11 protein-coding genes are annotated in these 13,829 nt (G+C 44.9%); 5 read left to right on the top strand and 6 right to left on the bottom strand.

All coding sequences use genetic code 11. From position 1 onward, the window contains the following. Positions 1-35: 35 nt before the first annotated feature. Positions 36-800, top strand: coding sequence for an exodeoxyribonuclease III (locus tag EO131_RS02685; RefSeq protein WP_127018798.1), 765 nt, complete (start codon positions 36-38; stop codon positions 798-800). A gap of 60 nt (positions 801-860) precedes the next feature. Further along, the gene (locus EO131_RS02680) at positions 861-1,901 is read left to right on the top strand and encodes an NADP(H)-dependent aldo-keto reductase (RefSeq protein WP_127018797.1); all 1,041 of its coding nucleotides are present in this window, start codon (positions 861-863) and stop codon (positions 1,899-1,901) included. Here EO131_RS02680 and EO131_RS02675 read toward each other — a convergent pair whose 3' ends face one another. The 6 genes from EO131_RS02675 to panC form a co-directional block, all read right to left on the bottom strand. Then, entirely contained in the window at positions 1,902-4,055 is a 2,154-nt protein-coding gene (locus tag EO131_RS02675) for an outer membrane protein assembly factor BamB family protein (protein WP_127018796.1), read from the bottom strand. It lies immediately after the preceding gene. A gap of 49 nt (positions 4,056-4,104) precedes the next feature. Continuing rightward, positions 4,105-5,466 carry a DNA repair protein RadA gene (gene radA / locus EO131_RS02670; RefSeq protein ID WP_127018795.1) on the bottom strand — a complete coding sequence of 454 codons (1,362 nt, stop codon included), beginning with the start codon at positions 5,464-5,466 and terminating at the stop codon, positions 4,105-4,107. 143 nt (positions 5,467-5,609) lie between these two features. Further along, positions 5,610-6,755 (bottom strand): alpha/beta hydrolase, encoded by a 1,146-nt coding sequence (locus EO131_RS02665; protein WP_127018794.1) that lies wholly within the window; start codon positions 6,753-6,755, stop codon positions 5,610-5,612. 25 nt (positions 6,756-6,780) lie between these two features. Beyond that, entirely contained in the window at positions 6,781-7,746 is a 966-nt protein-coding gene (locus tag EO131_RS02660) for a lysylphosphatidylglycerol synthase transmembrane domain-containing protein (protein ID WP_127018793.1), read from the bottom strand. A gap of 2 nt (positions 7,747-7,748) precedes the next feature. Then, positions 7,749-8,099, bottom strand: a complete 351-nt coding sequence (gene panD / locus EO131_RS02655; protein ID WP_127018792.1) for an aspartate 1-decarboxylase — start codon at positions 8,097-8,099, stop codon at positions 7,749-7,751. A 12-nt stretch (positions 8,100-8,111) separates the two neighbouring features. Next, positions 8,112-8,960: a pantoate--beta-alanine ligase gene (gene panC / locus EO131_RS02650; RefSeq protein WP_127018791.1), complete on the bottom strand. Its 849-nt coding sequence runs from the start codon at positions 8,958-8,960 to the stop codon at positions 8,112-8,114. Positions 8,961-9,062: 102 nt separating this feature from the next. Here panC and EO131_RS02645 point away from each other — a divergent pair, with 102 nt between their 5' ends. The 3 genes from EO131_RS02645 to glmS all read left to right on the top strand — a co-directional run bounded on the left by EO131_RS02645 (position 9,063) and on the right by glmS (position 13,686). Then, the gene (locus EO131_RS02645; RefSeq protein WP_127018790.1) at positions 9,063-9,872 is read left to right on the top strand and encodes a glycogen/starch synthase; all 810 of its coding nucleotides are present in this window, start codon (positions 9,063-9,065) and stop codon (positions 9,870-9,872) included. 5 nt (positions 9,873-9,877) lie between these two features. Continuing rightward, positions 9,878-11,707 carry a DUF4270 domain-containing protein gene (locus EO131_RS02640; protein ID WP_127018789.1) on the top strand — a complete coding sequence of 610 codons (1,830 nt, stop codon included), beginning with the start codon at positions 9,878-9,880 and terminating at the stop codon, positions 11,705-11,707. 131 nt (positions 11,708-11,838) lie between these two features. Continuing rightward, positions 11,839-13,686, top strand: coding sequence for a glutamine--fructose-6-phosphate transaminase (isomerizing) (gene glmS / locus EO131_RS02635; RefSeq protein ID WP_127018788.1), 1,848 nt, complete (start codon positions 11,839-11,841; stop codon positions 13,684-13,686). Positions 13,687-13,829: the final 143 nt, after the last annotated feature.

The raw sequence follows: 13,829 nt of genomic DNA, 5'->3' as shown, positions 1-13,829 counted from the left end.
TCTACAATGGCTATTTTTAGACAAAATTTCCAAAGATGAAGATTGTCTCCTATAATGTGAATGGCATAAGGGCCGCCATGAACAAGGGTTTTGTGGATTGGTTACGTTCAGTGGACCCCGATGTGATCTGTCTCCAAGAGACCAAGGCCATGAAAGAGCAGGTGGATACTGCCCTTATTGAGGAGGCAGGTTTTGAGCACCACTATTGGTTCAGTGCACAAAAAAAGGGATACAGTGGCGTGGCCTTGTTGTGTAAAAAGGAACCCGATCATATCGAATATGGTACCGGAATCGATTATATGGATTTTGAGGGAAGGAACATCCGTGCCGATTTTGGCGACTTGTCGGTGATGAGTATGTACTTGCCCTCTGGCACCAACATTGACCGTTTGGACCATAAACTGACGTACATGGCCGATTTTCAGGATTATGCTGATGAATTGCGAAAAGACTGCCCCAATTTGATCGTTTGTGGGGACTATAATATTTGCCACGAAGCCATTGATATCCATGATCCAGTACGGAACAAAAATGTATCGGGGTTTTTGCCCGTGGAGCGGGAGTGGATCGGAAATTTCATCAATAGTGGGTTTATCGACAGTTTTCGACATTTCAACAAAGAGCCCCACAATTATACCTGGTGGACGTACCGTGCCAATGCCAGGGCCAATAACAAGGGCTGGCGTTTGGATTATGGCATGGTGGCCGAACCGTTGGAAGACCGATTGAAGCGATCCGTAATCCTATCCGAGGCCAAACACAGTGACCACTGTCCCATTTTGCTGGAGGTGGAGAATTAACCATAAAATAAGATGCAGTTTTTGGGTTTGATTACCTTTAAGCGTCCTAAATTGTAAAAAATGAAGTACACCAGAATACCACATACCGATATCCGCATCAGTAAAATTTGCCTAGGCACGATGACCTGGGGCAGACAAAATTCGGAAGACGAGGCTCACGAACAAATGGATTATGCCTTGGATCAAGGCGTCAATTTCTTTGATACGGCCGAACTGTATCCCATCCCAGCCAAAAAGGAACTGTATGCGGTTACCGAGGAATTGATCGGAAACTGGTTTAAAAAAACGGGGAACCGCGACCGAGTGGTTCTGGCATCCAAAATTGCGGGTAGAGCCGAGTTCACCAAATTTATTAGAACTACCGGCTTTACCAGGGACTCCATTATTGAAGCCGTGGAAGGCAGTTTAAAGCGATTGCAAACAGATTATATCGACCTGTACCAACTGCATTGGCCCGAACGAAATACCAACTACTTTGGCCAACGCGGGTACAATGCCCATGCCATTGATGTTTGGGAGGATAATATCCATCAGGTTTTGGAAACCCTTCGCGATTTGGTTGCGGAAGGTAAAATTCGACATGTGGGATTATCCAACGAAACCCCTTGGGGCACCATGCGATTTTTGGAAGAGAGCAAGGTACACCAAAGCCTGCCGCGTATGTTGACCATCCAAAATCCATATAATTTGTTGAACCGATTGTTTGAGGTGGGGCTATCTGAAATATCCATGCGCGAAAAAATTGGTCTTTTGGCCTATTCCCCACTCGGTTTTGGAACTTTGAGCGGCAAATACCTTACCGAGATTCCACCACGAAAGGCTAGGGTCACCTTATTTCCAAATTACAACAGGTATAGTGGAGAAACCGCTGTGGAGGCCACCAAGAAATACGCGGAATTGGCCAAGGAACATGGGTTGAGTATGGCCCAAATGGCATTGGCCTTTGTGAACACGCGTCCCTTTGTGACCAGCAACATTATTGGGGCAACGAGCATGGAACAATTAAAGGAAAACATCGAAAGTATCGAAGTGAATCTTTCCGATGAGGTGTTGGAAGGCATCGAGGCCATTCACAAGGCCATTCCGAATCCGGCTCCGTAGTTACTCCAAACTATAGGCACGGTATTCATCGCCCGAAGCAGTGCCCATTTTACCGCCACCACAAGCAATAACGATGTATTGTTTGCCATTGCTTTCATAAGTGATGGGTGTGGCATAGCCTCCTGCTGGGAGTTTGTCCTCCCATAGTTGTTTCCCCGTTTTCATATGGAAGGCACGGATTTTTTCATCCTTGGTGGCGGCAATGAATAGTACCCCACCTTTGGTGATGACCGGTCCGCCATAATTTTCCAATCCAGAAACGGGAACGTTCGGGTCGTCCAAACTTTCTTCATGGCCCAACGGAATTTTCCATAGGTATTCACCGGTGTTCAGGTCTATTGCGTTCAGGGTGCCCCATGGTGGTTTTACTACCGGATAGCCCCTATCATCCTTAAATCGGGCAAAGCTGGAAATGGTATAGGGCACATCGATGGTTACTTTTTCGGTTCGATGGTCTTTGGTCTCTTCCATGCCGGAGAGAAATTCGGTGATGGCAGTAATTTCATCTTCCGAAAGATTGGGCATTCCGGGCATGGCGCCGCGCCCTTTTTGGATAATGGTTTGGATGGAATCCATCGACAATCGAAGATTCACATTTTGAAGTTCCGGTATTCCGGCCAATCCCTGCAGTTCGCCACCATGGCAACGGGCACAATGGATTTGGGTAAGCGACTGTCCAATATTTAGATTACCGTCATCATTTTTAAGTGCTTTCATTTTTATGATCCAAGCCATTTCGTTGGCGTTGACATACATAATTCCGTTACGGGGGTCCAAAGCGGCACCGCCCCATTCGGCACCACCATCTGCCCCTGGATACAAGATGACGCCGGTAGTGTCCATAGGAATGAATTGCCCCTTGGAGGTGATGCTCTTGAACTTTTCCAAAACCGTTGGAGTTTCGTCTGAATCATTGCCCGGTACCAAGTCGTCCACAAAAGCCTTTCGATTGGGCGCATAGAGGTCATCTTCGCGAAGGATTTGCCGCGCGAAGGGTGTCGGCTTCAATGGAAGTGGCTGGGTAGCATAGGATCGTTCCCCCATCAACTTGGAGCTGGGATAGGCTTTCTCTTCAATAGGGAACAAAGGCTCTCCAGTAATACGGTTGAACACAAAAACGTGTCCACTTTTCGTTACTTGGGCCACAGCTGGAATTTCTTCTCCATCGCGATGTATCGTCAATAAGTTGGGAGGAGCCGGAAGGTCCCTATCCCAAGTATCATGGTGCACAAATTGAAAATGCCAAAGACGCTCCCCGTTTTCAGCATTGAGTGCCAGCAGGGAATTGGCAAACAAATTCTCTCCTTCACGGTCACCACCGTACCAATCAAAAGCAGCCGAACCCGTTGGAATATATACAATGCCTCTTTCCGTATCCATGGCCATGCCGGGCCAGCTATTGGCACCACCTACCGTTTTGTAGGCTTCTGCCGGCCAAGTATCATAACCAAATTCTCCAGGTTGGGGAATGGTATGGAAGGTCCAGACAATTTCGCCGGTCAACACATCGTATGCCCGAACATGTCCGGGTGAGGAGCCGGGTCCTTCACCTACACGGGTGCCTTGGACCAGAATGTTTTTGTAGAGTGCCCCTGGAGTGTTGGAGACCACGGAAAGTTTTTGAAGATCTCTGCCCAACCCTTCCCGTAGATCAATGTGGCCTTCCTTCCCAAAAGAAGCAATTGGTTTTCCAGTTTTACTGTCGATGGCAAAAAGTCGGGGACCCGAAGAAAAGAAGATGCGACTGGGCTCCGATCCATCCGTTCTCCAATAATTGAGGCCCCTATTAAGTCCCAAACCGGATTCATCTTTGGTGGATGGTTTAAAAGTCCATATTTCCTCACCGGTTTGGGCATTGACGGCAAACAATTCTATCGCTGCATTAACGCCATACAATAAATCATCGACCATGAGCGGGCTTGTCTGAATCTGGGTGGTCCTACCTTCTTGTAATCCCCCACTTTTGTAGGTCCACGCCAGTTTCAGATTGGCTACGTTAGAGGTGTCAATTTGACCCAGGTTTGAAAAATGGGTGCGTTCCGGATCGCCCAAATAATGTTCCCAAGTGGAAAAATAAGGTTTGTCGGCGGACGTTTTTTCCTTGGAACAAGCAGCGAGCAGCACCAAGAACAGGATAACTGAATGGCGATTCATTGGTTAAGAAGGTTTTTTAAAGATAACCATAAACCTTCAATGGCAATTGTTAGCCAAACAATTGGCTCACCACATCCTCAATTTTGGAAACTTTTTGGACTTGGATGCCTGTATTTTTAAGACCAATTTTATTGCTTTTGGAAACAAAAATGGTGGTGAACCCCAGTTTTTCAGCCTCCAATATGCGTTGGTCCACTCGTTGCACGGGGCGAATTTCACCGGCCAACCCAACTTCAGCCGCAAAACAGATGCCCTTTTCAATGGGAATATCGGCATTGCTCGATAGGATGGCGGCAACCACGGCTAGATCGATGGCAGGATCATCTACGGTAATACCTCCAGTAATGTTCAAGAACACATCTTTGGCAGCCAGCTTGAACCCGGCGCGTTTTTCCAAAACTGCCAAGAGCATGTTCAACCGTTTGGCATTGAATCCGGTCGCAGATCGTTGAGGTGTGCCGTAAACTGCTGTACTCACCAAGGCCTGGATTTCGATGAGCAAAGGGCGCATTCCCTCTACCGTGGCGGCAATTGCTGTGCCGCTGAGGTCCTCTTCATTTTTGGAGATCAACACCTCCGAGGGATTGTTGACCTCGCGAAGGCCACTGCCCTGCATTTCATAAATACCCAGTTCGGCCGTAGATCCAAATCGGTTTTTCAATGAGCGGAGTATACGGTAGACATAGTTGCGGTCGCCTTCAAATTGAAGGACCGTATCAACCATATGTTCCAATATTTTGGGCCCGGCAATGGTACCATCTTTGGTGATGTGTCCCACCAAAATAACAGGCGTATGGCTTTCCTTGGCAAATTTGATGAGTTCGGCGGTACATTCCCGAATTTGGGAAATGCTTCCGGCTGCCGATTCAATATAATCGGAATGCAGTGTTTGAATGGAATCAATGACCACCAAATCGGGTTCTACGGAAGCAATCTGTTGAAAAATATTTTGGGTTTTGGTCTCGGTAAGGATATAGCAGTTTTCACTATTGGGTTGTATGCGGTCGGCTCGCATTTTAATCTGTCGCTGACTTTCCTCGCCGGAAACATAGAGTGTTTTGTACGGTAATTTCAACGCAATTTGTAACAGCAAAGTGCTTTTTCCGATCCCAGGTTCACCTCCCAAAAGGGTAAGCGACCCAGGCACCAGACCACCGCCCAAAACCCGATTGAATTCTTGATCCAGGGTATCGAGGCGCAGTTCCTTTTCCTGGGTAATTTCGGAAACGCGCAGGGGTTTGCTGGCTTGTTTTGCCGCCGAGGCATCGGTTTTCCAACTTCTTTTGTCCTCTTTCTGCACCACTTCTTCCACAATGGTGTTCCACTCTTTGCAGGAGGAGCATTGTCCGACCCATTTGGCATATTGGGTGCCACAGTTTTGGCAAAAGAAAGCAGTTTTGGTCTTGGCCATTTAAATTGGGATAATGGCCTAAAGATATGGATTTAGATGGATGATTTTCTTGGATTATTGGAATTATGGATTCATGGATTTTTCGACAGTTCAATAATTGGAAAGGGCTGTCCAGTTATCCAAACATCTAACAATCCAATGGTCTAATATCCGAAGTCTGCTTTAAGTGCATCGATTTTTTCCAATGCCAGATCCTTGGTCAAAAAGTCGATTTCCTCCATTTGGAAAGCTTTCTCAAACGTCTTGAATGCCTTTTTGGGTTCGCCCATTTGCTCGTAATATTCCCCTTCAAAATAGAAGCCCATCATGGTTTCGGGGAATTCTTTTTTACACAGGTCGGAAAGGGGTTTCAGGGATTCGTAGTCTTCCTTTTTTCGACATGCGGCATAAATGGCCATGATATCGTTGAGTTCCACGGGTTTTCTAAAACCAAACAAATTCTCAATGGTGCTATAACGGTTTTCCAAATAATTGAAGACCGGTTCTTCGGATGTCAAAATCTCTTTTTTGTATTCGTCAGTGCTAATGGGCCTGAAAATCTTAAAGACATTATCGAAGGCTTTGCTGATGCCATAGGCGGCAATGGACACGTGGTCGGCATTGTCATATTCATCAAAATAGTAATGCAAGGATTCCTTGGTGATGGAATTGATACTGTTGTTCATCTGGAGGATACGTTGCCTATCGTCCGATGCTTCCTTTTCCACAATCACATTATAAAAAATCACTTGGTCCAAGGCTGATAATCTTGCAGGGACCCTGCTTTCCATTTCGGTGGCCAACACGGGTGAAATGCTCACATAGGAGTTGAAGAAGGATTTGTCCTTAAAAAGATAATAGTTGCCAAAGTTTGCGGTAATATCGTACCCGACGAACATTTTGAACGGAGCAATATTGTAACTCGTTTCCAAGTACGGAATGATTTCCGTACCCAAGAATTCATAGAACATTTTGCCCTTTTCGGTCGGCAGGCCCGAAACCTCCTCAAAATCGCAGTCGTCCCAACGTAGGTCATTTTTCGCTTGATCGATACCTACGACAATGGCTTGTGGCATGCGGTCAAATCTACTTTGAAACTTCACGTTGGCCACCACAAGGTCGAACAGGTACTCGGCATCGAGCACCACAATCAAGGGGTATGCTTTCTCTTCGGAATAATCTTCGGGGAAATAATAGGAAACATCCCGTCTTTCCTGCAGTTTGAAGGATTCAAATATTTCCTTTTTGACTTGTGCGCCAAGGTTCAAGCCTATCAAGCCTATCATTACAACTAATAGACGATTTTTCATTGGTTAAGATTTAGGTGGTCGGGGTCTACCGGTTCCTATTCAATAACGGCAATACAATGAAGGATATTGTGCCGAAGATGACGACCATCAGTGTCTGGGCAATCCACATGATCCAACCAAAAGCATCACCTGAAACCGAACTGATTCCATAGATTCCCAAAGCGGCGCTGACGGCAATGGGGTACAGGCCAATTCCACCATTGGTGGTGGACATGGCAAAGGCCCCTGCCACAAAGGCAACCAGCAGTTGGCTCAATGAAAGTGAGGTGGTTTCGGCCACCGTGTGTTTAATGACCCAAAACATGCCGATATAGGCTACCCAAATGAAGAGGGTATGTAGTATGAACGGCCATTTTTTCTTCATTTTAAAAATGCTGAGGACCCCGTCCAAAAGACCGTTCAAGAACGATTTCAATTTCTGGGCCAATGGCGACTTGGATTTTCTGATGATATAGGTTCCAATAAACAAACCGCTAATTCCCACCACCAGTATTCCGATAGCACCAATGAGGTTTACCCCTTTCTCTTCCAAAAAGCCCAAAATAATATCCGTTTGAAGAACCAAGGTGATCAAAATGACGGATAACAACATCAATAGGTCGATGACCCTTTCGGTTACAATGGTGCCAAAGCCTTTTTCGAATGGGACTTTTTCATAAGTGGCCAACGCAGTAGCCCTTAAAAATTCCCCCGATCTTGGAATTCCCAAATTGGCAAAATAGGAAATGAGCACGATCAAGATACTATTGATGAGTTTTGGCCTGTACCCCATGGGTTCGAGCAGATAGCGCCAGCGGATTGCGCGGGAAATATGGCTAAGGATGGCGATCAAAACCGATAGGGTCACCCAAAATGGGCTGGCATTGGAAATGTAATGAATGATTTGTTGCCGGTCTTCCGGTGTGGTGGCATCGTAGGAATACCAGACCAAGAAGAGCCCAAAGGCTATGGGGACAAATATTTTCAGGAATTTTTTGAGGGATTTGCCCAAGATCAGTTGAGTAGATTGGTGGCTTCGTTGGGGAAGACCAATGCTGGATTGAAGGTTTTAGCCTCCTCGATGTGCATCCAGGCATAGGTGATCAAGATCAAAACGTCGCCTACGGCCACTTTTCGGGCGGCAGCTCCGTTAAGGGTAAGTTCTCCGGAACCTCTCGGTCCTGGAATGGCATAGGTCTCCAATCGTTCCCCGTTGTTGTTGTTCACGATCTGTACCTTTTCACCCCGGATTATGTTGGCGGCATCCATCAGGTCTTCGTCAATGGTGATGCTTCCAATATAATTAAGGTCGGCGCCGGTCACCTTTACCCTATGAATTTTAGATTTTACAACTTCTACTTGCATGGTGCAAAATTATCAATTCAATCTTAGATTATCAATTAAGCGCACTCCGTCTGCATAAACGGCGATGAACGCCCTGTATTTTTGGTTCTCCTGTTTTTTTAACATGGGGGTCAAGGTGGCCTCGTCGGCAATCTCGAAATACTCCAGGTCAAAAATGGGATGGTTGTTAAACGCTGTTTTTACCCAATCCGCTATGTTTGTAGCACTTTCCGTGCCAAATTTGGCTTTTGCACCCTGCAAGGTACCAAAGATAAATTTGGCTTCTTCCCTAGTCGGTTTGGAGAGTCTTTCATTACGGGAACTCATGGCCAAACCATGGGGTTCTCTTTCAATGGGACAACCAACAATTGTATAAGGCAGTTTTTTGAGCTCCACCATTTTACGAATGATCTGCAATTGCTGGAAATCCTTTTCACCAAAATAGGCCTTGTTGGGCTCCACGGTTTTGAGCAACAATTCCACGATAGTGCCCACCCCATCAAAATGCCCTGTACGGAACTCTCCTTCCATCACCTTGTCCAGCCCATCGAATTCATAAGACTGCGATTTCACGTTGTTGTCGTATATCTCTTCCACTGTGGGTGCGAAAACCACAATTTTATCCGATACCTTTTTTAATAGCTCGATATCTTTTTCGAGGCTTCTTGGATATTTTTCCAGGTCGTCCTTTTTATCGAATTGGGTGGGGTTAACAAAAATACTGACCACCACCACATCATTTTCCGAAAGCGCCCTTTTTACCAAGGAGAGATGACCCGTGTGTAACGCGCCCATAGTGGGCACCAGGCCAATTGTGAGATTTTGGCCACGTTGATTTTCAAGGTGGGAAACCAGCTCTTTTTTATGGTGAAATAGGTGCATATCCAAAATTAAAAGCGTGCAAAAATACTATAAATACTGGTAATCAGCATAATTTTTGTACTTTTGCAGCTACGTTTTTCAGATAAACAAAAGAAAGTGTTTATGAATGGCAAAAAGATATTGTTTGTATCTTCCGAATTAGTTCCTTACCTCCCAGAGAATCCAGTTTCCTTAATGTCCTACGAAGCACCACGAATGGTGAACAGTAACGGGGGGCAGATACGCATTTTTATGCCGCGTTATGGGAACATCAATGAAAGAAGGCATCAATTGCATGAAGTGATCCGTTTATCGGGAATGAACCTGGTGATCAACGACATGGATATGCCCTTGATCATAAAGGTGGCTTCCATTCCAAGGGAGCGTATCCAGGTCTACTTTATAGATAACGAAGAATATTTTAAGAGAAAGTCAACCTTTAAGGACTCCGAAGGAAACCTGTTTCCCGATAATGATGAGCGGGCCATCTTTTTTGCCAAAGGCGTGGTGGAAACCGTTAAAAAATTGAACTGGTCGCCTGACATCATCCACGTGCATGGCTGGATGGCATCCCTTTTACCCTTGTACCTTCGTAACTATTATGTCGATGAACCTTTGTTTGCGGAAAGCAAGATCGTAACCTCGGTATATGGCAAAGGATACGAAGGCGAGTTGGACAGCGAGATGATCAACAAAATTGCTTTTGATGGGATCGAAAAGGAAACCATTTCCGCCTTATCCCATCCCGACTATAATAATTTGTTAAAGGTTGCAGTAGATCATTCCGATGCGGTTATTTTAGCCGCGGAAGACCTGTCGGACGACCTTAAACAGCACATCGACAAACTTTCCAAACCGGTATTGCCCTATGTTTCATTGCAAGAGGCTGAAGAGGCTTACCTTAATTTCTATAAAACAGAGGTTTTAAAATAAATTGAATGAGATTGTCCAAGATCATTAAAGTTTCAACCTTGGTTGGAGCTTTGTTTCTACTGATAACTTCTTGTGAGGAGGAACTGGATACACTGGGTGAAGGGGTTATTGCCGGTGAACCTTTTACCACTGGTAAAGTGGAGTATGATGTTTTTGCCTTCAATAAGGGAATAACTGCCGTACAGACCAACAGGCTTCCCCTGTACCAGTTGGGAACGTTCAACGACCCCATTTATGGCAAGCGTAATGCCAGTATTCTTTCGCAGCTTTCTTTGCCCAATAGAACAGGAAATCCAACCTTTGGTGATTTGTCACAATCTGCTGAGGACGATGCGGATACTGATGATGTGGCTTCGACTATAAAGGAAAATGAAACGGTTAAGGAGGTTTATCTGTACTTGCCATTTCAATTGCCGCCTTCTGCCGATAGCGATGGCGATGGTATCGATGATGTTTTTGAGGCACCTGAAGATGTGGACGATCCCAACTCCGATTTTGATGGGGATGGGGTTACCGATAACCAAGAGCGGGTAAATGGCTCCAATCCCTTTGATCCCAATGAAGATGGTTCAGAGGAAGGGTTTGTGGCCAATAACTACCCAAAACAGTTTGATCTGGACAGTATTTATGGGGATAGAAACCAAACTTTCAACCTGATTGTTTCCCGATCCAATTATTTTCTACGTGATTTAGATCCCAATTCTGGCTTTGAGGAGGCCCAGGAATATTTCTCCAACCAAGATTTTTCAAGTTTCATCGGAGAGGAGTTTTTTAACGGTGAAGTAACCATAAGCGACCAAGAAATCCTATTTTATGGTGAAGATGACCCAGATACGGGCGATGTGGATGAGTCCACACAGGTTTCCAGTAGATTAAATCCGGGAATCAGGGTGCCGTTGGATCCCGCATTTTTCCAAGAAAACATTTTGGACAAGGAAGGGCAGCCCGAATTATTGACCCAGTCCAATTTCAACGATTTTATTCGGGGCATCCATTTGGCGGGAACCGATATGGAAGCGCTCATGATTCTTTTTGATCTGACTGCGGCCAATATTACCATTACCTATGAGTATAACGATTACGACGCCGAAACGGAAACTACCACTCTTGCCGAAAGGGATTTTGTCCTCAACTTTTTGGTTGCTGGAAATACGGGAACAGCAGGCAATGCAGTGAACGTTTTCCAAAATGAGGCGTTTCCTGCCGATATTGCAAGCGCCATGGACAATGGCGAAAATGCTTCGAGGATTTACGTAAAGGGAGGAGAGACTTTATCAGAAATTCGATTGTTCGACGCATTGGAAAACGGTGGTTCTGAAATCATCAACCAGATCAAGGCCAACAATTGGGTAATCAATGAGGCCAATTTAGTGTTTTATGTAGATAGGGAAACCTTGGATTTGGCCGGTCCCGATTTTGTCGAACCTTTTAGACTTTATCTGTTCAACGCTGAGACCAACTTTCCGTTGTACAGTCCACAAAACGAGCCTCTAACCCCCAATAACACTACCAATCCATTGCAATACTATCCCAATTATGATGGTAGACTGCAGAAAGAAAACGGTTTGGGCGTAAAATACACCATTCGGATTACGGAACACATCAACAATATAATTGTCAGGGATTCTGCCAATGCAAGATTGGGTCTGACGCTGACGCCAAATATTGCATTTACCGCCATTCAAGAAGCCATGGACACTGGAGGGCAAGGTGCCGATTATCCCGTTGCCGCCGCCGTTAGTCCTTTGGGAACAGTGCTTTATGGAAGCAATTTGTCTGCTGGTGAAAAAGCTAAGAAATTGAAATTGGAGATTTACTACACAGAGGCCAATTGATTTGTTCCCTTCAAGGAGAATATTGGGGCTTTTATCGTTTTGTACATCCATATCCATTGTTTTTCACGTATACAACTTAAATTTGGTCGCGTTTAATCCCCCAAATGGCGTCTAACAACAAATAAAATCTTATGTGTGGAATAGTTGGCTACATCGGTCATAGGGATGCTTATCCCATTATAATCAAAGGTCTTCAACGATTGGAATACCGTGGGTACGACAGTGCCGGTATTGCATTGTTCGATGGAGAAACAACCAATCTTTCAAAGACAAAAGGAAAAGTCGAGGATTTAAAATCCAAAGCTGAAACAACCATCTCTACTTCCGGAAAATTAGGATTGGGTCATACAAGGTGGGCTACCCATGGTGTGCCCAATGATGTGAACTCCCATCCACATTATTCCAATTCCGGGGATTTGGTGATCATACACAATGGGATTATCGAGAATTACGATTCCATTAAACAGGCCTTGATCAAGAGGGGGTACGTTTTTCATTCCGATACTGATACCGAGGTTTTGGTAAACCTGATCGAAGAGGTCAAATTAAAGGAGGGAGTAAAACTTGGTAAAGCGGTACAAATTGCCCTTAATCAAGTGGTGGGTGCTTATGCGATAGCGGTTTTCGATAAGAACAAACCCGATGAAATTGTAGTGGCCAAATTGGGAAGTCCCTTAGCCATCGGAATAGGTGAGAATGAATACTTCATTGCGTCCGATGCTTCTCCATTTATAGAGTTTACCAACAACGCCGTGTATTTGGAGGATGAGGAAATGGCCATTGTGCGTATCGGTAAGGAAATCAAACTAAGAAAAATAAAGGACGACGCCATTGCTTACCCCAATATTTTGGAACTGCAATTGAACCTTGAAGAAATTGAAAAGGGAGGATACGACCATTTCATGCTCAAGGAAATATACGAACAACCCCGTGCCATTATGGACACCTATCGTGGTAGGCTATTGGCCGATAAGGGAATCATCAAAATGGCGGGAATTGACCAGAATCTGGAGAAATTCCTTAATGCCAACAGAATTATCATTGTGGCCTGTGGTACTTCATGGCATGCTGGACTCGTTGCCGAATATATTTTTGAAGATTTGGCAAGAATTCCTGTGGAAGTGGAGTACGCCTCCGAATTCCGTTATAGAAACCCGGTAATCACCGAAAAGGATGTACTTATTGCTATCTCCCAATCCGGTGAGACTGCCGACACCTTGGCGGCCATAAAATTGGCAAAGGAAAAGGGAGCTTTTGTATTTGGAGTTTGCAACGTGGTAGGTTCATCCATAGCCAGGGAAACCCATGCTGGGGCCTATACGCATGCCGGTCCAGAGATTGGTGTGGCTTCTACCAAGGCATTCACTACACAGATAACGGTGCTTACGCTTATTGCCCTAAAATTGGCATATGAGAACGGTACATTGTCCCAATCCAAATACCACGAATATTTGGCAGAGTTGGAAAGTATTCCGGCCAAAGTGGAAAAAGCATTGCTGTACAATCCTTTAGTTGAGGAGATTTCAAGGATTTACATGGATTCTTCCAACTGCCTGTATTTAGGAAGGGGATACAACTTCCCGGTCGCGTTGGAAGGGGCATTGAAGTTAAAGGAAATCAGTTACATCCATGCAGAAGGGTATCCTGCGGCAGAAATGAAACACGGTCCTATTGCCTTGATCGATGAACACATGCCCGTGGTAGTGATTGCCACAAAAAAGGGACACTACGAAAAAGTAGTGAGCAATATCCAAGAGATTAAATCAAGAAAAGGAAAAATAATAGCCATAGTTACCGAGGGCGATAAGTCCGTTAAAGAACTTGCAGACCACGTTATCGAGGTTCCGGAAACTTCGGAAAGCTTATCTCCTTTGTTGACCACGATTCCTTTACAGTTGTTGTCCTATCACATTGCGGTAATGCGCGGATGTAATGTGGATCAGCCAAGGAATCTGGCCAAGTCGGTTACCGTAGAGTAATTTACTTTTACATAAAATCAACTGTAAAGACGCCCCAAAAGGCGTCTTTTTTATTAAATGCGTAGATTTGGGGGGTAATTATTACCAAAAAAGTATTATGCATGCATAATTTTTTTCATTTTTGTATTATCCAAATGAAAAAA

The organism is Flagellimonas beolgyonensis, from assembly GCF_003992615.1.
Lineage (GTDB): Bacteria > Bacteroidota > Bacteroidia > Flavobacteriales > Flavobacteriaceae > Flagellimonas > Flagellimonas beolgyonensis.
This window is presented reverse-complemented; position numbering and strand designations above follow the sequence as displayed.

Excerpts from the sequence above, each read along its gene's own strand:
- EO131_RS02680 (WP_127018797.1), top strand. The coding sequence starts at position 861 with ATGAAGTACACCAGAATACCACATACCGATATCCGCATCAGTAAAATT.
- EO131_RS02665 (WP_127018794.1), bottom strand. The coding sequence starts at position 6,755 with ATGAAAAATCGTCTATTAGTTGTAATGATAGGCTTGATAGGCTTGAAC.
- radA (WP_127018795.1), bottom strand. The coding sequence starts at position 5,466 with ATGGCCAAGACCAAAACTGCTTTCTTTTGCCAAAACTGTGGCACCCAA.
- panD (WP_127018792.1), bottom strand. The coding sequence starts at position 8,099 with ATGCAAGTAGAAGTTGTAAAATCTAAAATTCATAGGGTAAAGGTGACC.
- glmS (WP_127018788.1), top strand. The coding sequence starts at position 11,839 with ATGTGTGGAATAGTTGGCTACATCGGTCATAGGGATGCTTATCCCATT.
- EO131_RS02645 (WP_127018790.1), top strand. The coding sequence starts at position 9,063 with ATGAATGGCAAAAAGATATTGTTTGTATCTTCCGAATTAGTTCCTTAC.
- EO131_RS02640 (WP_127018789.1), top strand. The coding sequence starts at position 9,878 with ATGAGATTGTCCAAGATCATTAAAGTTTCAACCTTGGTTGGAGCTTTG.
- EO131_RS02675 (WP_127018796.1), bottom strand. The coding sequence starts at position 4,055 with ATGAATCGCCATTCAGTTATCCTGTTCTTGGTGCTGCTCGCTGCTTGT.
- panC (WP_127018791.1), bottom strand. The coding sequence starts at position 8,960 with ATGCACCTATTTCACCATAAAAAAGAGCTGGTTTCCCACCTTGAAAAT.
- EO131_RS02685 (WP_127018798.1), top strand. The coding sequence starts at position 36 with ATGAAGATTGTCTCCTATAATGTGAATGGCATAAGGGCCGCCATGAAC.